Origin of the sequence: Latilactobacillus sakei, assembly GCA_002953655.1 — a bacterium.
Classification (GTDB): Bacteria; Bacillota; Bacilli; order Lactobacillales; family Lactobacillaceae; genus Latilactobacillus; species Latilactobacillus sakei_A.
In genome coordinates this window covers 778,267-798,687 of the sequence record CP025839.1, presented here as the reverse complement: position 1 = coordinate 798,687, position 20,421 = coordinate 778,267, and the positions used below count along the sequence as shown (strand labels likewise).

General features: G+C 42.5%; 18 protein-coding genes. 1 reads left to right on the top strand and 17 read right to left on the bottom strand.

The window, feature by feature from the left end; all coding sequences use genetic code 11:
- Positions 1-11 precede the first annotated feature (11 nt).
- The 10 genes from C0213_03940 to C0213_03895 all read right to left on the bottom strand — a co-directional run bounded on the left by C0213_03940 (position 12) and on the right by C0213_03895 (position 12,350).
- Positions 12-974: an ABC transporter ATP-binding protein gene (locus tag C0213_03940; GenBank protein AUX11590.1), complete on the bottom strand. Its 963-nt coding sequence runs from the start codon at positions 972-974 to the stop codon at positions 12-14.
- A 28-nt stretch (positions 975-1,002) separates the two neighbouring features.
- On the bottom strand, positions 1,003-2,028 hold the full coding sequence (locus C0213_03935; protein ID AUX11589.1) for an ABC transporter ATP-binding protein: 1,026 nt from the start codon (positions 2,026-2,028) through the stop codon (positions 1,003-1,005).
- 407 nt (positions 2,029-2,435) lie between these two features.
- The gene (locus C0213_03930; protein AUX11588.1) at positions 2,436-3,449 is read right to left on the bottom strand and encodes an ABC transporter permease; all 1,014 of its coding nucleotides are present in this window, start codon (positions 3,447-3,449) and stop codon (positions 2,436-2,438) included.
- The gene (locus C0213_03925) at positions 3,450-4,385 is read right to left on the bottom strand and encodes an ABC transporter permease (GenBank protein ID AUX11587.1); all 936 of its coding nucleotides are present in this window, start codon (positions 4,383-4,385) and stop codon (positions 3,450-3,452) included.
- A 69-nt stretch (positions 4,386-4,454) separates the two neighbouring features.
- Entirely contained in the window at positions 4,455-6,101 is a 1,647-nt protein-coding gene (locus tag C0213_03920) for a peptide ABC transporter substrate-binding protein (protein ID AUX11586.1), read from the bottom strand.
- A gap of 470 nt (positions 6,102-6,571) precedes the next feature.
- Complete coding sequence (gene acpP / locus C0213_03915) at positions 6,572-6,814, bottom strand: acyl carrier protein (protein ID AUX11585.1); 243 nt, start codon at positions 6,812-6,814, stop codon at positions 6,572-6,574.
- A 146-nt stretch (positions 6,815-6,960) separates the two neighbouring features.
- The gene (locus C0213_03910; protein AUX11584.1) at positions 6,961-7,974 is read right to left on the bottom strand and encodes a phosphate acyltransferase PlsX; all 1,014 of its coding nucleotides are present in this window, start codon (positions 7,972-7,974) and stop codon (positions 6,961-6,963) included.
- A gap of 19 nt (positions 7,975-7,993) precedes the next feature.
- Positions 7,994-10,045, bottom strand: coding sequence for a DNA helicase RecG (locus C0213_03905; protein ID AUX11583.1), 2,052 nt, complete (start codon positions 10,043-10,045; stop codon positions 7,994-7,996).
- A 208-nt stretch (positions 10,046-10,253) separates the two neighbouring features.
- The gene (locus C0213_03900) at positions 10,254-11,924 is read right to left on the bottom strand and encodes a hypothetical protein (protein AUX11582.1); all 1,671 of its coding nucleotides are present in this window, start codon (positions 11,922-11,924) and stop codon (positions 10,254-10,256) included.
- 63 nt (positions 11,925-11,987) lie between these two features.
- Positions 11,988-12,350 carry an Asp23/Gls24 family envelope stress response protein gene (locus C0213_03895; GenBank protein AUX11581.1) on the bottom strand — a complete coding sequence of 121 codons (363 nt, stop codon included), beginning with the start codon at positions 12,348-12,350 and terminating at the stop codon, positions 11,988-11,990.
- 302 nt (positions 12,351-12,652) lie between these two features.
- Between C0213_03895 and C0213_03890 the strand changes: the two genes are divergently transcribed.
- Complete coding sequence (locus tag C0213_03890) at positions 12,653-12,838, top strand: 50S ribosomal protein L28 (GenBank protein AUX11580.1); 186 nt, start codon at positions 12,653-12,655, stop codon at positions 12,836-12,838.
- Positions 12,839-13,173: 335 nt separating this feature from the next.
- Here the strand turns inward: C0213_03890 and C0213_03885 are convergent, their stop codons facing one another.
- The 7 genes from C0213_03885 to C0213_03855 all read right to left on the bottom strand — a co-directional run bounded on the left by C0213_03885 (position 13,174) and on the right by C0213_03855 (position 20,416).
- Positions 13,174-13,824, bottom strand: a complete 651-nt coding sequence (locus C0213_03885; GenBank protein ID AUX11579.1) for a thiamine diphosphokinase — start codon at positions 13,822-13,824, stop codon at positions 13,174-13,176.
- Positions 13,811-14,473, bottom strand: a complete 663-nt coding sequence (locus tag C0213_03880) for a ribulose-phosphate 3-epimerase (GenBank protein ID AUX11578.1) — start codon at positions 14,471-14,473, stop codon at positions 13,811-13,813. The genes C0213_03885 and C0213_03880 overlap by 14 nt, the downstream gene beginning before the upstream one ends.
- Positions 14,474-14,496: 23 nt before the next feature.
- Positions 14,497-15,396, bottom strand: a complete 900-nt coding sequence (gene rsgA / locus C0213_03875; protein AUX11577.1) for a ribosome small subunit-dependent GTPase A — start codon at positions 15,394-15,396, stop codon at positions 14,497-14,499.
- Positions 15,397-15,481: 85 nt separating this feature from the next.
- On the bottom strand, positions 15,482-17,362 hold the full coding sequence (locus C0213_03870; GenBank protein ID AUX11576.1) for a serine/threonine protein kinase: 1,881 nt from the start codon (positions 17,360-17,362) through the stop codon (positions 15,482-15,484).
- Positions 17,359-18,105, bottom strand: coding sequence for a protein-serine/threonine phosphatase (locus tag C0213_03865; protein ID AUX11575.1), 747 nt, complete (start codon positions 18,103-18,105; stop codon positions 17,359-17,361). The genes C0213_03870 and C0213_03865 overlap by 4 nt, the downstream gene beginning before the upstream one ends.
- Before the next feature lie 21 nt (positions 18,106-18,126).
- On the bottom strand, positions 18,127-19,470 hold the full coding sequence (locus tag C0213_03860) for a 16S rRNA (cytosine(967)-C(5))-methyltransferase RsmB (protein ID AUX11574.1): 1,344 nt from the start codon (positions 19,468-19,470) through the stop codon (positions 18,127-18,129).
- On the bottom strand, positions 19,460-20,416 hold the full coding sequence (locus tag C0213_03855) for a methionyl-tRNA formyltransferase (protein ID AUX11573.1): 957 nt from the start codon (positions 20,414-20,416) through the stop codon (positions 19,460-19,462). The genes C0213_03860 and C0213_03855 overlap by 11 nt, the downstream gene beginning before the upstream one ends.
- Positions 20,417-20,421: the final 5 nt, after the last annotated feature.

Below are 20,421 nucleotides of genomic sequence, written 5' to 3'. Positions count from 1 at the left end.
ACGTTTCTCATTTAATTAGCTTGTTGCACAAGTGTCGCTAAAGCTGATTGGTAAGCCGCAACTTCCGCTTCAGTCGCATAAACATAGTGTTCAGGCGCGACTTCTCGTAATTGGCGATCACCATCGTCACTTTCAATTGAGCTATCATAAGGCATCCGACGCCGTTGACGTTCAACCTTCGGATCAGGCAATGGCACCGCCGATAATAAACTTTGCGTATACGGATGGAGTGGGCGATCGTAAATATCATCCGCGGCTGCCAATTCCATAATCTTACCGTTATGCATGACGGCGATGCGATCACTAATGTATTTCACCATCGATAAATCATGGGCGATAAAGAGATATGTGAGATTTTGTTGTTCCTGAATCTCTTTTAACAAGTTGACAACTTGCGCCTGAATTGACACATCCAAAGCTGAGATGGGTTCGTCAGCAATGATGAATTTGGGTTTAACGGCTAAAGCGCGGGCAATTCCAATCCGTTGCCGTTGCCCACCAGAGAATTCATGTGGGTAACGTGTCGCGTGATCCTTATTGAGTCCGACTAAATCGAGCAATTCATTGACGCGCGCATCACTTTCGGCTTCATTTTTGACCAAATGATGAATATGCAACCCTTCAGCAATGATATCTTTGACCTTCATCCGCGGATTAAGTGACGCGTATGGATCTTGGAAAATCATTTGAATTTCTTTGCGGAATTCCTTCATCTGGCGACTGTGTTCCTTGATTTTACTGATATCTTGCCCATCAAAATTAATTTCACCACTAGTTGGGCTGTAAAGCCGGATAATACTGCGCCCAGTCGTACTTTTACCCGAACCAGACTCGCCAACTAACCCGAATGTTTCACCTTCGTAAATCTCGAAGGAAATATCATCGATGGCCTTCACTTCGGATTTTTTGCCCGGATTAAAGTATTGTTTTAAATGTTTGACTTCAACTAAGACTTTACGTTGCTGTTGATCCATCTGACAGGCCTACTTTCTTATTTATAATTTAAAGCACGTTATGTTTTTTCATCAAAGCTTGGATTGCTGCGGGTGGTTCAACCGCTGGTGCATCTGGATGCAATAACCAAGTTGCCGCAAAATGCGTTTTGGAAACTTCAAAGAATGGCGGTTCTTCTTCCACATCGATTTGCAGTGCGTACGGATTCCGAGGGGCAAAAGCATCCCCTTTAGGTGGGTCCAACAAATCTGGCGGTGTCCCCGGAATCGCCTCTAACTTGCCCGCCGTTTCGAGTGTGGGCATCGAATTTAATAAGCCCCAAGTATATGGGTGTTTGGGTTCATAAAAGACTTCGTCCACCAAACCGTATTCGATAATCTTGCCGGCATACATCACCGCGACTCGATCCGCAATCCCGGCCACCACGCCTAAATCATGGGTGATAAAGATGATTGACGTTTCGATTTTACGTTGTAGTTCCTTCATCAAGTCGATGATTTGCGCTTGCACCGTTACATCTAAGGCAGTTGTTGGTTCATCTGCAATCAAGATTTGTGGATAATCAACAATCGCAATTGCGATTACAATCCGTTGCCGCTGCCCACCAGAAAATTGGTGCGGATAATCTTTCATCCGTTCTTTGGCGTTCGGAATGCCGACTAATTCTAACACGGTTTGCGCCCGTTTCATCGCATCTTCTTTGTTCATCGTTTTGTGAACCAATAAAGGTTCTGCCACTTGTTTGCCGATTGTCATGGTTGGATCAAGCGAGGTCATCGGATCTTGGAAGATCATCGAGATGTCGCTCCCGCGAATCGCATCCATTTCACGTTCGGGTTTTTTCAATAAATCATCGCCATGATACATGACGGTCCCAGCTTTAACGTGGGCGTTACTGGCCAGCAACCCCATAACGCTACGCACGGTTACCGATTTACCTGAACCAGATTCACCAACAATGGCTAGCGTTTCCCCTTTTTTAAGGTTAAAACTAACATCCCGAATTGCATGGACGTCACCTGCATAGGTCTTAAAATCAATGCTTAAATGATTAACTTCTAAAATATTTGCCATTTGACGACCTCCAACTATGAGACCGCGAACGGTCTTTTTTCGTAATTTGAAACGTGCTTTTTGGAACTGACTTCTGTCCTTAACGACCTATTGCAAACAATCGGTTATACCGATTATTCACAACACTAAGTTAATGCTCAAAGTCAAACCATTCCCAACGCACTTTTTTTGAAACGTGCTTTCATTAACAGCTTTCTGCGCTTTGCTACGAATTGTAAACAACCGACTATGTCGCTCATTCACAACTCTATACAAATGCTCAAAAGCTATCGTTAATGACACACTCTTTTTGAAACGTGCTTTCAAAAGCATATTCCTGCGGTTAGCGACACAAGTCAAACGATTGCTTGCAGCAATCATTCGTCTTGCTATGCTGATCCTCAGAATATAATCGCTTTTGACACACTTTATGATTTTGGATCAAATGCGTCTCTTAGTCCGTCTGCTAGTAAGTTGACGGCAATCATGATGACACATAAGACGGCTGCTGGGTACCACATTTGATAGGGTAAGAACCGGAAGGCTTTTTGCCCATCAGATAATAAAGTCCCTAGCGATGCGTTAGGTGCAGGAATCCCAATCCCAATAAAACTTAAGAATGCTTCGAAGAAGATCGCACTCGGAATGGTAAACATCGTTTGAATAATAATCGTTGATGATAAGTTAGGTACTAAATGTTTCATCGCAATCTTGAACGGTGTCTCCCCTAACGTTCTAGCAGCGAGCACAAATTCTTGCTCCTTTAGTTGGAAGGTCTGCGCCCGAATCAGGCGGGCCATCGTAATCCAGCCAGTAAAACCGATCGCAATGACGATTGATAAAAGTCCTGGTCGTAGAATTAACATCATCAGCACCACAACAATTAAGTTGGGAATTGATGAGATAATTTCAATAAACCGTTGCATGAACGTATCAATCCGACCGCCCCGCCAACCGGAAATAATCCCGTATGGAATCCCGATCAACAAATCAACGAGCGTCGCTAGGACCCCGATTAATAAGGATAAACGGGTCCCATAAAGAATTCGTGAGAATAAATCCCGGCCGAGGTAATCAGTCCCTAAAATGAAATACTTGCCTTTAGGCACACCAGCTTGTTGATATTTATCAACTTTAACGCCGGAAACATCCATCTCACCTTTAAAGCCTGGGATTTGACCGTCACCAATTTTAGGGGGGAGGTTGGCATACGCCACATTTTGCGTATTGGGATTGTGTGGTGCAATTACGGGCGCCAACGCGGCTGCGACAATGATGATCAACAGTACGAATAATGAGACCACCGCCACCTTATTTTGCTTCAAGCGCCGAATTGCGTCTTGCATAAACGTTAATGAGGGTGCACTAATTTTTTCTTGTTCTTCATGTGTATCTTGATTAAGTGGTTTAAAAGATCCTGCTGTTAGCTTCGCATCTGCCATTTAACGTGCCCCCTGACCGTCGCTCAATCGAATACGCGGATCGATAATCCCGTATAAAATATCAACGACTAAAATAATAACGGTTAATAAGAATGAGTAGAAAATCGTCAAGCCCATGATGGTTGGATAATCATTGGTCATGATTGATTTAACAAATTGTTCCCCAATACCGGGAATTGAGAAGATATTTTCAACAACCAATGAACCAGTCATTAAGTTGACCGCCATTGGGCCGATGATTGTCACAACCGGAATCATCGAATTACGAAGCGCATGTTTGGCAACCGTTTGCCATTTAGAGTTCCCCTTGGCCTTAGCCAATTCGATGTAATCACTACTTAAGACATCGACCATTTCAGTCCGCATGAAGCGGGCTGTATTAGCTAATGGCGCTACTGCTAGCGCTAACGATGGTAGGATACTAGATGACCAACCATCCCATAAGGCGATTGGGAACATTTGTAATTTGAAGGCTAAGAAGAATTGGAGTAAAACGGCTAAGACGAAGTTGGGAATTGAAATCCCCAAGATTGAAAAGAACGTCGCCACGCCATCCACCCAAGTATTCTTGCGAATTGCCGCGACTGCCCCTAATAAGACTCCTAAAACGGACCCTAAAAGCATGGCTTGGGCCCCGATTTGAAGTGAGGGTCCTAAACGCGTCATGATGAGGTTGGCAACCGGTTGATTATTAAATTGGAAAGACGTCCCAAAATCACCGTGCAACAAACCACCTAGATAAATAATATATTGTTGGAACAGCGGCTTATTCAAACCGTATTGTTCGTTCATAATTCTTAATTGATCAGCGCTCATCTTTTGTTGATTCGTATATGGCGTCCCAGGCATCAGTTTCATCATGAAGAACGTCACAGAAGCGACAATGAATAGCGTTAATACTAGGTAAAAAATCCGTTTAATCAAATATTTACTCATAAGTTCGCTCCTAACAAAAACGGGCTTCATTGTTTTTCAACGCCGAAACCCATCTTTTATAAAGTCAGTTTATTTTTTTAAATAAAGTGAGACATTATTGTAACTTCCAGAAGGACCGTAATCTAACCCTTTGACGCTTGAGTTAGTGAGGTACGCACGTCCTGATTGATACAATGGAATGACACCAGATTCTTTATTCATAATATCTTGGGCTTTGATGAGATTTTGCCATCTTGCTTTATCGTTATTGGCATTTTCTGTTTTACTTGCTTTGATTTGAGCATCGAATTCAGGATTACTCCACTTACCGTTATTATTGTCACCACCAGTCACGAATAAGTCTAAGAATGTAATTGGGTCTGGGAAATCAGCATTCCAAGCACTGACAACCATGTCGAAATCACCGTTATCCGAACGTGTTAAACGTGTCTTAAATGGTACGTTGGCAAGTGTCACCTTCAAACCAGGTAAGTTCTTTTCAAGCGTATCTTGAAGATATTCTGCTTGTTTCTTAGCAGTATCCGTATCATCACCTAATAATGTGTAGTTAAACGTCTTACCCGTTTGACCGGTTTCAGCTAAGCCTTCCTTCCAAAGCTTCGTTGCTTCTTTAGGATTATATGTTGCATGTTTTTTACCCTCAGCGCTTAATTCACTCGTGAAATCTTTTTTAGTCGTTGGGTCAAAACTCATCCCTTTTGGCGTTAATGAAGCTACTGGTGCAGAACCGTCACCTAACACTTGGTTAACCAACTCTTTACGGTTAATCGTCATTGAGATTGCCTGTCTGATCTTGGCATTCTTGAAGATTGGGTTCTTAGCTTGGTTAACTTGCATATAGAATGTAGCAGCTTGTTGTTGGGTTGAATAATGAGAATCATTCTTCATTTGTTTAGCAGTATCGCCACTGATATTTGTGCGATCAAGCTTATTACTTTGGAATAAGTTCAAAGCAGTTGAAGGATCTTTAACCACTTGGTATTTCAAAGTTTTCACTTTAACCGCTTTAGCGTTCCAGTAGTTAGTATTTTTAACTTCTTTCCAAGCACTATCTGGGCCGTTCCAACCAGATAACTTGTAAGGGCCGTTGAAGACTAATGTCTTAGCATTTGTCCCGTAACTCTTACCCGCTTTCTTAACAGCATCTGGATAGACTGGGAAGAATGTCGAACTGGTCATTAATTGACTGAAGTATGGAATTGGTTTTTCTAAAGTAACTTGTAATGTATGTTTATCCTTAGCAACTACCCCTAATGAACTAACGGGTTGTTTACCTGAAGTAATGGCGGCTGCATTTTCAATGCCTTCATAAATGTAAGCATATTGTGAGCCAACCTTGGGATCAACAACTCGGCGCCATGCATAGACGAAATCTTCCGCTGTCACAGCCTTGCCGTTACTCCATTTCGCGTCTTTACGTAATGGGAAAGTATATGTTAAGCCATTATTCGTTGGTTTAACCACTTTCGTCGCAATCGCTGGTTTAATGGTCTTCCCTTCATAACGGTAAAGACCTTCCATCGTGTCCGTTAACGCCTGCGCCCCAATCACGTCGGTGTTCAATGCAGGATCCATTGTTGAAATCACATCGGTTGTTGAAAAACTAACCGTATCTGTTGAACTTGCATTCTTGCTACCTGAGGAACCACACGCTGCCAATAATAATGTTATCGCCACCGTCGTTACACCTAATACTAAACCCTTTTCTCGTCTCATGTGGACACTCCCTTCAGTTGTTAAAAATAATCATACCTGATTGAAAATGAAAAGTAAATAATAAAGATTAAAATATTCTAATTTAATTTCATTGAGTTAGCAACGTTCGTGATTCTAAAATTAGAATCTCTCATAAATTATAACGGTTATTATGTGAAAATACTCATTTTACATCCACCGTTTTTAACGCCTAAAGGATTCACGCCTTTAATCATAGCGCTCTTTTGAAACTTCGAAAAGTTATCCGTCTTATTTTGGATAAAAAAATAGGAAGGTTAGCTAAAAGTGACTTTTAGCTAACCTTCCTATACTAAACGTGTGCTATTAATCATATCCTTGTGGTTAACGTCGCCCGGCAAACGATTACTGTGCAATCATTTGCCACTCTTTGTTAATCCGCAGGATATACCCGACTGCTAGTACACTCTCAAAAAAATAGACCGTGAATTATCACGGTCCAATTGACTACTTTATTTGGTCTTCGCTTTAATGTATGCAACGGCATCAGCCACTGTTGCGATTTTTTCAGCTTCTTCATCTGGAATCTCGGCACCAAATGTGTCTTCCAATTCTAAGACGAACTCAACAATATCAATTGAATCAGCATCAAGATCTGCCTTAAAATTCAATTCATTTGTGACCTGGTCTTGGGTCAATTCAAATCGGTCAGCAATAATTGCTGCAATCTTATCAAAGATTTCTTGTTCACTCATGTTAAAAACCTCCAAATTGAAACACTTTCGCACCTAATTATTTTGGGTATCCAGTGATTATACATAACTTCTACGTTTCTTTCAAGCAAACGATTTTTATGCCTGTGAAAGTCATTGTAACGCCTTTGAAAGACATTGTCTAGCTATTAATCAGAATTCTTTTGTGTTGCTTGATTACTGAAATAATCGATGACTTTTTGAACGGTTTGATTGGCCAACATCGCATGGATTTGTTTAACCGTATAGTAAACCGTACGTGCATCGGCAGCCCCGTGTGCCTTGATAACCGGTGCTTTCAAACCAAGTAAAACGGCTCCGCCATAAACTGAGGTATCAAATTTTTCCTTGATACCACCGACGCTCCCTTTTAATAATAGCCCACCAATTTTTTCTTTAATCCCAGCATCCATAATGGCGTGTTTCACTTGCGACATAACGATTGTAGCAGTGCCTTCGATTGCTTTTAACGTGGCATTCCCGGTAAAACCATCTGTCACAACAACATCGGCAACACCTTTTAACAAATCGTTAGCTTCAACGTTCCCGACAAAGTTCAAATCTGGATCATCCGCTAAAAGTTGGTACGTTGCCTTATGCAATTCGTCACCCTTAGTCGCTTCTGTCCCATTGTTTAACAAAGCAATTCGCGGATTTTCGATGCCCCGAACGTCTTTAGCATAGAAATTACCCATTAACCCGTATTGATGCAAGTGTTCTGGCTTAGCTTCAGCATTGGCCCCCACATCTAACATATTGAACCCTTCATCAGAATTAATCGATGGTAAGGTTGGCATTAAGCCTGGGCGATCAATCCCTTTTACTCGACCAATAATAAATAAACCGGCTGCTAATAAGGCCCCTGTATTCCCTAATGAGAAGAGTGCATCTGCTTGGCCATCTTTAACTGCTTGAGCCGCTAAAACCATTGAGGCCTGCTTCTTACGGCGAATAGCGCGGACTGGTTCATCATCACTCGCAATCTTTTCTGTGGTATGCACAATTGTTAACCGCGTCATATCATCGATTAAGGGTTCAATCTGTGCTTGATCACCGTATAGAATAAAATCTAAGTCCGTAAATTCTGAACGCGCTTGTAAAACCCCTTCAATTACTGATTGAGGCGCGAAATCGCCGCCCATTGCATCAACTGCTACTTTCATGCTACTTCCTCTTCTTTCATTAATCTAATGTTTGATAGTTTTGTTTTTGCTGTGCGAGGTACGCTTTTAAAGGCGCATACAACGGTTGGCTAAAAGTAGGATCAACCGTAAATATTTTTTGAACTTCTTGTTGGGCGACCTGTAAACTGGCAAAATCAGCCACTGGATCACCAACCTTGAAAACTGGTAATCCTGATTGGCGATCACCAAAGACCTCACCGGGACCTCGCAACTCCAAATCCTTTTGCGCGACGACAAAACCGTTGGTCGTTTCGGTCATAATCGTCATTCGGTCCACACCTTGTTGATTCTTAGGATCAGCAATCAATAGACAATAGGCCTTTTTCTTGCCCCGGCCAACCCGGCCACGCAATTGATGGAGTTGGGCTAAGCCAAACCGGTCAGCATCAAAGATCATCATCACGGTCGCATTAGGCACATCGACCCCGACTTCAACAACGGTCGTTGAAACCAGTAGTTGAATCTCATTATTTGAAAAAGCCGTCATAATCCGATTTTTCTCGTCATCCTTCAACTTACCGTGTAATAGCGCCACATGGTACTGTGGCTCAAACCGGTCCGCCAAAGTTGCGTAGATTTCTTCCGCATTTTTGAGATCCATTTGTTCCGATTCCGCAATTAACGGCGTAATCGCAAAAACTTGCGAGTTGTCTGCTAATTGTTTTTGGACAAACGAGAGTGCTTGTTCAACTTGGTTACTCCGCACCCAACTGGTTTCAATCGGAATCCGCCCTTTAGGCAATTCATCGATAGTCGAAACATCCATTTCGCCATAGGCGGTAATTGCCAAGGTCCGCGGAATCGGTGTCGCTGTCATTGCCAGCATATCGGGCTGTAAACCTTTCTCACGCAATACACGCCGTTGATTAACCCCAAACCGATGTTGCTCATCAATGACGGCAAAACCTAACTTGTGGTAAACGACGGCATCTTGAATAAGTGCGTGCGTGCCGACAATGATATTGATCCGCCCAGATTCAATATCCGCCAACAATGTCCGCCGCTCCTTGGCCGTTGTCGAACCGGTCAATAAACCAACCGTCACATTCATTGGTGCATAGAGCTTTTGCAGGCTCTGATAATGTTGTTCCGCCAAAATTTCGGTCGGGACCATTAAGGCCGCTTGGAACCCGGCCGTCACCGCCGCAAACATCGCAATCGCCGCGACAATCGTCTTCCCAGACCCAACATCCCCTTGTAAAAGGCGGTTCATATGCGCCGGTGCCTTAAGGTCCAAACAAATCTCGTTGACCACTCGTTTTTGAGCATCCGTTAAATCAAACGGTAACGTCTTAATAAATTCTTTAAGCGCTGCGTTTTGGTAAGGTAGCGCTAAACCATTTTCAACGTGGCGGTCTGCTTGTTTAATCGCCTGCAATTGCAGTTGGTACAAGAAAAATTCGTGGAAAATTGCAGTCCGGCGCGCCTGTTTGGCTTCTGGATAGCTTTCCGGAAAATGCATTCCGGCAATCAGCTCTACTTCAGAAACTAATTTATACCGCTCGCGGATGTCAGCCGGAATCAAATCCGGAATGACATTGCGATAATTATCAAATGCTTCGCGGATTAATTTCACGAGCGTGCCTTGACGCACATTTTTATTGGTGGAATAAATCGCCGCAAAAGAAGGATTATCCGCCGATTGAACCGCTAAAACCTTCATCCCGGTTAAACTATTCCGTCTAGCGTCCCATTTACCATAAACAGCAATATCCACGCCCGCTTCAAATTTATCCTTCAAGTAAGGTTGATTGAAAAAGGTCACCATAATGACATCGTGATTAATCAATAACCGAACGTTTAAGCGGGTCTTCCCCGGCCCCCAACGACTGACGACTGGATCAGCGACAACCGTTCCTTTTAAGGTCACCTTTTCCTGATCGACCGCTTCTGAGAGATCCTTGACCTTCAAGTCCTCATAGCGAAATGGAAAATAATACAATAAATCACTGATTGTTGCGATTCCTAATTGATTGAGGGCTGTCAAACGCTTCGGGCCAACACCCGTTAAAACAGTCACAGAATCCGTTAAACTTAACACTGACAGCACCTCCTTTTTTGATGATTTGAACGTGCTTTTTGAAACTGACGCTTGCGCTTAACAACATTTGTCAAATCAGCGATTGCATCGCCAATTCGCCAAATTAAGTTAATGCTCAGAGTCAAAACGTTTCAAACACACTTCTTTAATGCGCACTTCTACTAAAAAACAGGAATCAGGTATTTTTAATAGCCCCATTCCTGTTTTATTTGATTAATTATTCAACTGAAATTAAGTATGGATAAACAGGTTGGTCCCCTTCGTGAATTTCAACTTCCAATTCATCGTCTTGGGCCATGATGGCATCACTAATGGCTTCAGCTTCTGTCATATCACCGTCTTCACCAACGATAATTGTGACGATTTCACTGTCTTCATCCAACATGGTTTGAACCATTTCAATCGCTGCTGTTTGGCGATTGGCCGTTGAGACTTTAATCTTACCGTCGATAATCCCCATGTAATCGTCTTTTTTAATTTCAAGACCATCAAGCGTTGTATCGCGAATGGCTTGTGTCACTTGACCACTAATCACCGTATCAAGGGCTTCAGTCATCGCTGCTTGGTTAGCTTGCAATTCTGCCGACGGGTCAAATGACAAGAGAGCCGTCATTCCTTGTGCGATTGTCCGACTTTGAACAATTTCAACCGGAATTTCAGCAACTTCGGCAGCTTGTTCAGCTGCTAAGAAGATGTTTTTATTATTTGGTAATAAAATAACTTTCTTCGCGTTAGCTGCTTGAATGGCATCCAAAATATCTTGTGTACTTGGATTCATTGTTTGACCACCACTTAGAATATAAGTAGCCCCTAAACTTCTGAAGAGTTCGGCCACACCAGCACCAGCTGCAATCGCAATAATCCCAGTATCAACTGGTTCTGCTTGAACAGGCGCTGCTGCTTGTTGATCATTTTCAACAATTGTATCATGTTGCAACCGCATATTATCGACTTTGATTTTCATCAATGAACCAAAATGTTGGCCATAAGCCATCACTGTTCCTGGATGTTCTGTATGGACATGGACTTTAACCACTTCATCGTCGGCAACGACTAATAATGAGTCGCCAATACCGTCTAGATGGTTTCTGAATTCATCATAGTCAAATTCGCGATCAACTGTGGTACCGTCGCCAAGTGCAACCATGATTTCTGTACAGTAACCATTTTCGATTTCTTCAGTCCCCATTTGTGCTGTTTGGTGGTGGTTAGCGTTAACCATTTCATCCATTTCAGCTTCATCAGGAGTATAAAGGTCCTTGGCAGGTGCTTGACCTGTTAAGCCTTCTAAGAAACCTTCATAAATGAAAACTAAGCCTTGGCCACCAGAATCGACAACGCCGACTTCTTTTAAGACGGGCAATAATTCAGGGGTCTTCAATAAAGCCTTCTTAGAACCTTCAACGACCGCTTCAACAACTGCACCAATATCATCTGTTTGGGCAGCGACTTTGGCACCCGCTTTAGCACCTTCACGCGCAACTGTTAAAATCGTCCCTTCGACGGGTTTCATCACCGCTTTGTACGCGGTTTGAACGCCACTTGTAAAAGCATCTGCTAAATCTTGGGCCGTTAAACTTGTTTTTTCTTCCATACTCTTTGAAAAACCACGGAAGATTTGTGAACTAATCACACCAGAGTTACCGCGGGCACCCATTAATAGGCCTTTTGCTAAACTCTTTGATAATTCACCAACTGCTTGCGCATTATTTTCATTAACCGCCTTAGCACCACTTTGAAAAGTTAAACTCATATTAGTTCCTGTATCCCCATCAGGTACTGGGAAAACGTTTAATGAATTCACAAATTCTGCATTTTTAGTTAAGCGATGTGCAGCAACCCGCATCATTGCTTGAAACTCGGTTGCTGTAATTTCAGTAACTTTCACGAATGTTCCTCCTCGAACGAAAACAAATAGAACTGGCTTTAACCACCAGCTCCGCTCATTATTTTAGTCTTCTAATACACGTACACCTTGAACATAAACATTAACTGAGTTTGCACTAACACCCAACATTGTTTCAAGATTATATTTAACCTTACTTTGAACATTACGGCAAACTTCTGAGATCTTAATGCCATAACCACAAATAATATAAACGTCGATTGCCACGCCATTTTCTTCTTGACGAACAACAACGCCCCGATTGTAATTTTCACGATTTAAAATTTCATTTAAATTGTCACGAATTTGATTCTTGCTTGCCATACCAACGATGCCATAAATATCAGTTGCAGCACCGCCAACGACCGTGGCAATCACATTATTCGTAATATCGATATCGCCGTATTGGGTCTTAATTTTAACAGCCATTAAAATAGCCTCCTTGTGACATACTTAATGTTATTTTAGCATAGCTCCGATAACTTTCAAAGTACTTTAACGAACCTGTATTGCTTAGTATAACGCATGCTTTTATTAGATACTACCCTTAAAAAATGACCTGTCAAGTAATTTTCCTTGTAAGAGTTCTTGCATTAGCTCAACTATTATGGTAAATTGTTTAAGTGAATTGTGTAAGCCGGTGTGCATGCATGCAACTATTAAGACTAACTGAATCATATTATGTTTCTCGTTAATTCTTCTACCGGCTTTACTAAAAGGAGGAATAGACCATGGCAAAAGACGTTATTACCGGCCGTAAAACATCATTTGGCAACAAGCGTTCACACGCTTTGAACGCATCTCGTCGTTCTTGGAAGCCAAATTTACAAAAAGTACGTATCTTAGTTGATGGCAAACCTAAACGTGTTTGGGTTTCTGCTCGTGCTTTGAAATCAGGCAAAGTTACTCGTGTTTAATTTCGTTGCTTAGATTGTCTTCGGACAATCTATTTTTTTGCGCCAAAATAGCGTGCGTTGCCAGTGATTAGCTTTTGATCATCGAATTGACGATGAAATCGCCGGTTTGACAAGTGTAGCAAAGCGCAGAAAGTTACTGGCAAAAGCACGTTTCCATCAAAAAAGGCTCGACAAAATAAATTTGTCGAGCCTTTTTATATTCGAATTTTAATGGCTTAAACGTGCTTTTTGAAACTGACTTCTGTGCTTAGCGTCACTCGTCAAACAACTGCTTGCAGCAGTTACTCGCCGAGCTGTGCTAATGCTCAAAGTCAAACCGTTTCAAACACTCTCTTTTAATCTTTACTTTGAATCACCGCTACGATGCCCGTTTTAAAATTAAAATGCGCTTTTTTGCCAATGAATTCGTTGCTGGCCCACGAAATTGGGACCGTCGTATCAAAATGTGCGAGTGGATATTTTTCATCTACTAAGTTTAAATCCGTCGTTGGTACGAGTGGCACAAACGCAAGGTACTTTTTATCAGCTTCTTTTGTCAGCTCATATCTCCCTGGCGTATAGAATTGAATCGCATTTTGCCGATCACGCATCTCAATGCGATTGAGAACCGTTCTAAAGCGTTCCTCGACTGGCATAAAGAGATTGGCTAGGAAATGATCAATTCGGCCCCCAGTCGCACCATAGACCACCACACGGTCAGCCTGCAGTTCTTCAAAAGCAATCGATAACGCTAATTGCGTATCTGTTTCGTCTTTTTCGGCTTGAACCGAACGAATGTCACTGACGGCTGCTAGTACCTGTTCTTTTTCGGCCGGGGTAATAGAATCAAAATCACCGACCGCAACCGTCGGCGTCACACCTTGTTGCAATAAACGTAACGTCCCACGATCAGCTGTAATCCATTTTCCTGGAACCGTTGTGATTGTGGCCAGTTCCGGTGCCCACTGATCAACTGGACCGCCTGCTAATAAATTAACGCGCTTCATTAGCAGCCTTCTTAAGGGTTTCAATCCGCGTTGCTAAATCACCAGCAAATGTGTATGAGCCTGCTACAAAGACATCAGCGCCCGCTTTGGCACAAGCTGCGATTGTTTGGTCGTTAACACCACCGTCAACTTCGATTGTAAAATCAGCATCAGCGTGTGCTTCGCGATAAGCTGCTAATTCAGCAACCTTCGTTAACATTGCTGGAATGAATTTTTGACCACCAAAACCAGGATTGACCGTCATTACTAAAACTTGGTCAACCAATGGTAATACAGATTCGATATAGCTCACTGGTGTCCCTGGGTTGATAACAACCCCGGCTTTAACACCCGCATCTTTAATCATTTGCAGTCCACGATAAAGATGTTCGGTTGCTTCGGCGTGAATCATGATTAAATCAGAACCAGCTGTGATGAATTGTTCGATGTAACGTTCTGGTTGTTCAACCATTAAATGCACATCTAAGCCTAATTGCGTTAGGGGACGAATACCACTGACCACTTGCGCACCAAAAGACATATTAGGCACAAACATACCATCCATAATATCGATATGCAATAAGTCGGCACCTGCTGCCTCAAGGTTTTGAACATCCCGTTGTAAATTCATAAAATCTGCGCTTAAAATCGAAGGTGCGATTTGTGTCATTTTAAAAACTCCCATCCAATTTCTTATTTTGATTTTTTATAAACAGGCCGAATATCCTTTAATTCAGCCCGGAATTGCAAATAGTTCGTATAACGACTTTGCATAATTTCACCAGCATCAACGGCCGCTTTAACCGCACATTTAGGTTCCATCACGTGTTGGCAAGTTCTAAACTTACAATCCTGTCCGATTTCTCTAAATTCAGGATAACGACTCACTAAAGTTTCGCTCGTCACATTTAAAATCCCCAGTGATGAAAAGCCTGGTGTATCACCGACTAACCCATCGTTCAATGGGATTAGTTCGATATGGCGCGTCGTATGCTTCCCACGGTTTAAACTTTGTGAAATTTCAGCCGTTGCTAAGTTTAATTTAGAATCAATGTGATTAAGCAGCGTTGATTTTCCCGCCCCTGTTTGCCCCGTAAAGACGGTTGTTTTATCAGGGAATGTGTCTTCAATTGCTTGAATAATCTCTGGTGTAAATGCCGTTCTGGGGGCAAAAATTGGATAACCCACTTTTTCATAGTAATCCAAAGATTGCTTAATTGCTTGATATTTTTCGTCAGAAATCATATCGGTTTTCGTCAAATAGACGAGTCCTTGAATATTCAAACTTTCTAAATAAATCAAAAAACGATCTAATAAGTTCAACGAAAAATCAGGTTCGACTGCTGAAACAATGACGACGGCCTGATCAATATTCGCCACTGGTGGCCGAATCATTTCATTTTTGCGGTCTAAAATCTCCAAGATATAGCCGCTTTCTGTTTGACTTTCACTTTCAAATTCAACGAAATCACCGACCAACGGGGTAATTTTACGTTTCCGAAAATTACCTCGAGCGCGTGTTCGATAAATTTTGTGTTCACTTTGTACATCATAAAACCCACTGAGGGCCCGAATAATCTGTCCGGTCTGCAATAGGTCACCTCCCATTATTTTTAACGTATTACATATTTTTTTGGTTCTCCCGTAAATGACGGTTACAACCCACTTTCGCTAAGTGTTACTTCGCTTGAACACTTGATTGACTACTTTGACTAACTGAACTGCTGAGCGATTCACTCTCTGATTCGCTCGCTGACTCACTCTCTGATTCGCTTACTGATTCACTTGCACTACTTTCACTAGATTGACTTGATTCAGAAGCACTTGATTCAGCGTTTGAATTTGAACTCGACGTCTCAACAGAATTGTGTTCAACCGGTCGTCCACCTTTAGAAAGGATAACGCTTACGCTATCGCCTTCTTGAACCATTGTACCACTTGCAGGTGATTGACTAATCACCATTCCTTCAGAAACACTTGCGGAATATTCTTCCGAGAAACTAACGGTTAACCCATTTTGGGCAGCATAAGCTTGAATCCCTTGTTTTGTATAGTTGCTTAAATTATGCAACGCAAAACTTGGCTTGCCGCTGCTGACTGTTAAAGTAATCGTGGTTTTGCTTGGCACTACCTTTTTACCAGCCGCAATACTTTGGTCGGTAATCAAGCCGGGACTCACTTCAGTTGAACTTTGGTATTTCCGTTTAACAGAGAAACCCTTGGCCTTCAAGGCCTCTTGAACGTCGTTATAATCTTGATTGGTATAATCTTTAATCTCAAACTTCTGACGTCCTGAGCTAACAATTAAATCAACCGTACTTCTAGATTTAACACTCAACCCAGCCTTAGGCGTTGTCCGAATAACGTGCCCTTTACTATATTTTTGACTCGTCGTTTTCTGGACCGTGCCGACTTTTAGTTTTTTATCAGTTAAAGCAGCTTCCGCATTTTGTTGCGTCATGTCCGTTAAATCAGGCACCGTTACATCACTACCCTGAACAGCAAAAGCAATGACCGTTGCCAGTAAAATCAAGATCAGTCCGCCACCGCCTAGTAACCACCACTTACGCTTAGATTTACTTGGCTTTTTAGGCTTGTCCTGAGTTGTTTCTGTTTCTTTCACTTGTTCTTCAGCGTTGTTACGGGTGATGCCTTCTGGATCTAATGCCGGAATAACTTTTGTTTCACTTAAATCATCCGCTTTAGATGGTACAAATTTAGGTTCGTGCGCACGACTAGCTGATAAAGAAGTTGCTAAGTCAGCCATCATTGCGTCAACGCCGCTGTAGCGTTCATCTGGATCTTTAGCAGTCGCTTTTAAAACAACATTTTCTAAGGCTTGTGGAATACGAGGATCGTAATCACGTACTGGTGGGACTTCATCTTGGAAATGTTTAATTGCAATCGAAACAGCCGATTCACCTTCAAAAGGCACCATCCCAGTCAATAGTTCATAAAGTACAATCCCTAGCGAATAGATATCAGACTGCTTCGTTGCCATCGAACCTCGCGCTTGTTCCGGTGAAAGATAGTGAACAGACCCCAACAACGTGTTGGTTTGAGTCATCGCCGTCTCACTGAGTGCAATCGCAATCCCAAAGTCACTAATCTTAACGTTGCCATCTTCATCAACCAAAATATTTTGCGGTTTTAAATCCCGGTGAATAATATTATGCGCATGTGCGTTTTGAACTGCAGATAAAATCTGCGTCATAATATCAATCACGCGTTGATACGGAATTGGGAAATGTTCTACGATATACTTCTTGAGATCGGTGCCCTTAACATATTCCATAATAATATACTGCATACTATTTTCTTCACCAACATCATAAATACTGACAATATTGGGATGATTTAATTCAGTCGTCGCCAACGCTTCTCGTGTGAAGCGACGGACCGTATCCGGATCATTTCGCAAATCTAAACGTAAAACTTTAACGGCCACTTGCCGATCTAAAATTAAATCCTGTGCTAAATAAACATTTGCCATACCACCTTCGCCGATGGGTTGAATAATCTTATAACGCCCTGCTACAGCGTAACCTGGTTCCATCATGGTGCTGGCACCTCACCTTCGTGATGCAAGATGAGCGCTGTGATATTATCCATACCACCAGCTTCATTCGCTTGTTGAATTAAAGCAGCACATTTTTCTTCAAGTGTCATCTCTGCCATCAACGTCTGTTTCAGTTGCTCGTCATCAACCATGTTCGTCAGACCATCCGTACATAATAGTAAGTAATCGTCTGGTTCAAATTCATAAATTGTCACATCGGCGTCGACTTCTTGAGAGACACCTAATGTGCGCGTAATGATATTTTTTTGTGGATGATGCTTAGCGGCTTCTGCTGTTAACTCTCCTTGTTTAACCAGTTCGTTAACTAGCGAATGATCTTCGGTTAATTGCCGTAACGTATTCCGTCTAAGACGATAAACGCGGCTATCGCCGATATTAGCGACTAAATAGTGCGTCCCGGAGATTAAGACTGCCACTAAGGTCGTGCCCATCCCCGATAAATCATCGTATTGGTTGGCTTTGGCTAAGATATGTTGATTTTCTCTTTGTAATTCAAAAATCAGCCATTTAACCATTGCTTCAATATCAGTATCATCAGTTTTTTCAAATTCATGTCCAATATGGGAAACCGCCATCTCAGAGGCCACATCGCCCCCTAAATGACCGCCCATGCCGTCGGCGACAATTGCAAATTGAACACCGCGTTGGTTGGTATAAAAGCCCACGTAATCTTGATTATTCTGTCGCTGTTGACCGACATCTGTTTGATATGCAACTTCCATAAAAAATCACCTCAATTGTAGTTATGCCCGTCGTTTCAAACAAGCGATGAAAAAGCCGTCTGTTTGGTAATCATCTGGATAGATTTGGACAAAAGGACTTGCTTGATTTTGCGCTAATGGTAATTCAAGTGGCACCGGTTCAATTTCAAATTCGGGGTGGTTAGCAACAAAAGCGGCCACCACTTGTTGATTTTCTTCCGGAACGATGGTACACGTACTATAAGTTAGACGTCCACCGACTTTCAAGGTAGGCGCAACGGCTTCTAAAATCGCTAATTGAATCCGTTGTAGATTCAATAAGTCCGCTGGTTGGCGGCTATATTTAATTTCTGGCTTCCGACGCATTAACCCTAACCCCGAACAAGGCGCATCGACTAAAATTTTATCGAAATGTGCCTCACCAAACTGTTCGCCCACTTTACGTGCATCTAGGGCTTGGGCGCTAACAACATCTTCAACATGGAGCCGCTTCGCATTTTGTTCAATTAAGCGGACTTTATGATCATGAATGTCTAAGGCCGTGATTTGACCACCTTGTTGCGCATCCAAATAAGTTGCCATATGCGTTGTCTTGCCACCAGGTGCGGCACAAGCATCTAGCACTTGATCACCGGGTTGAATATCTAAACTAGGTGCAACTAACATTGAACTTTCATCTTGAATCGTATAATCGCCCGCTTCAAATAACGCACCACTAGCTAAATGACCGCCTTGTGCGACTAAACCAACCTTGGCAATCTGACTCGGTTGGAGGTCCTTAAACTGCGGTTGTAATTCAGCTAACACGGCATCCACCGTATTGACCCGCGTATTAACTCGCAATGAGGCGTTGGCTGGTTGATTAATTGTCGCGAGCAATGATTCGAGTTTATCATCCCCTAAATCTGCTTGCAGTTTTGCCACCAACCATTGTGGCACACTGTACTGCACGCTGAGACGCTCAATTGGATCAGCAATCGCCTTGAGGTCTGGTAAGCCACTGCGTTGTAACTGCCGTAAAATCGCCGTCACGAGCTTAGCGACCCCCGCATGCCCCATTTTTTTAGCAATTTCAGTTGCTTCGTAGAAAATAGCATGTTCTGGCACCCGATCTAAATAAACTTGTTGATAAACTGCGGTTCTGAGAACTTGGCGAACCCAGTTGTCCATCTTTTTAGGTTTTTGAATGAAAGGTGCTAAATAATAATCCAACGTGTATTCATGCTGAATAACACCGTAAACAAGTTGCGTTAAAAAGCCCGCATCTTGTGGGTTTAATCGGTTCTTATTGATTACTTGGTCTAACGCCAAGTTTGAATAACTATTTTGTTTAGCAATTGCCGTCAATATTTCAACAGCTAAGTAGCGCGGTGTCTTATTCGGCATCTGGCACCACCACTTGTTGACCGACTGCTAGTTGCTTGCCAACCCCATTTAAATAGGATTGCACTGGCATCTTGGCTTTACCGGCTGGTTGAATTTCAGTAATTTTTAAAACCGTCCCGTTGCCGGCCGCTAATTCGAAATCTTTTTTATTTAGTGCGACGATCACACCAGCTGCTTGATCAGTTGTTGTTTCTGCAACCGTTGCTTGCCAAATCTTCGTCCGTTGCCCATTAACCGCTAGCCAAGCCCCGGGTTGTGGCCGTAAAGCGCGAATTTGGTTAACCAACTGTTCAGCAGATTGGTTGATGTCTAATTGTTCCTGTTCCTTGGTAATGTTATAGGCAAAAGTGACTTGCGCTTCGTCTTGCGGTGTCCGGGGTGCTGTTTGGGCAATAATCCCTGGTAAGGTCTTCAATAAGAGATCTCGACCGACGTAGCTTAACTTATCGAATAAACTACCGGTGTCGTCTGTGGCTTCAATTGGAATGCTGGCTTGTTCGATCATATCGCCAGCATCCATTTTCTTAGCCATGTGCATGATGGTAATCCCGATTTCTGAATCGCCATTTAAAACGGCGTATTGAATTGGGGCGCCGCCACGATACTTAGGCAATAATGAGCCATGGACATTAATCGCAGCGATTTTAGCGGCTTCTAATAATTTCGTTGGTAAGAATTGACCGTAAGCTGCCGTCACAATTAAATCCGGTTGTAAGGCAATCACATCAGCCAGTTCAGGACTACCACTGAGTTTTTCTGGTTGGAATACTGGCAAGTTTAATCGAACTGCCGCTTCTTTAACCGGTGTTTGTTGCAAAACTTGTTTACGACCAACTTTCCGATCCGGTTGGGTCACAACTGCCAAGATTTGGTAATCATTTGCCACAAGGGCTTCTAAAATTGGTACTGAAAATTGGGGTGTTCCCATAAATACGATGGATGTCATTAATC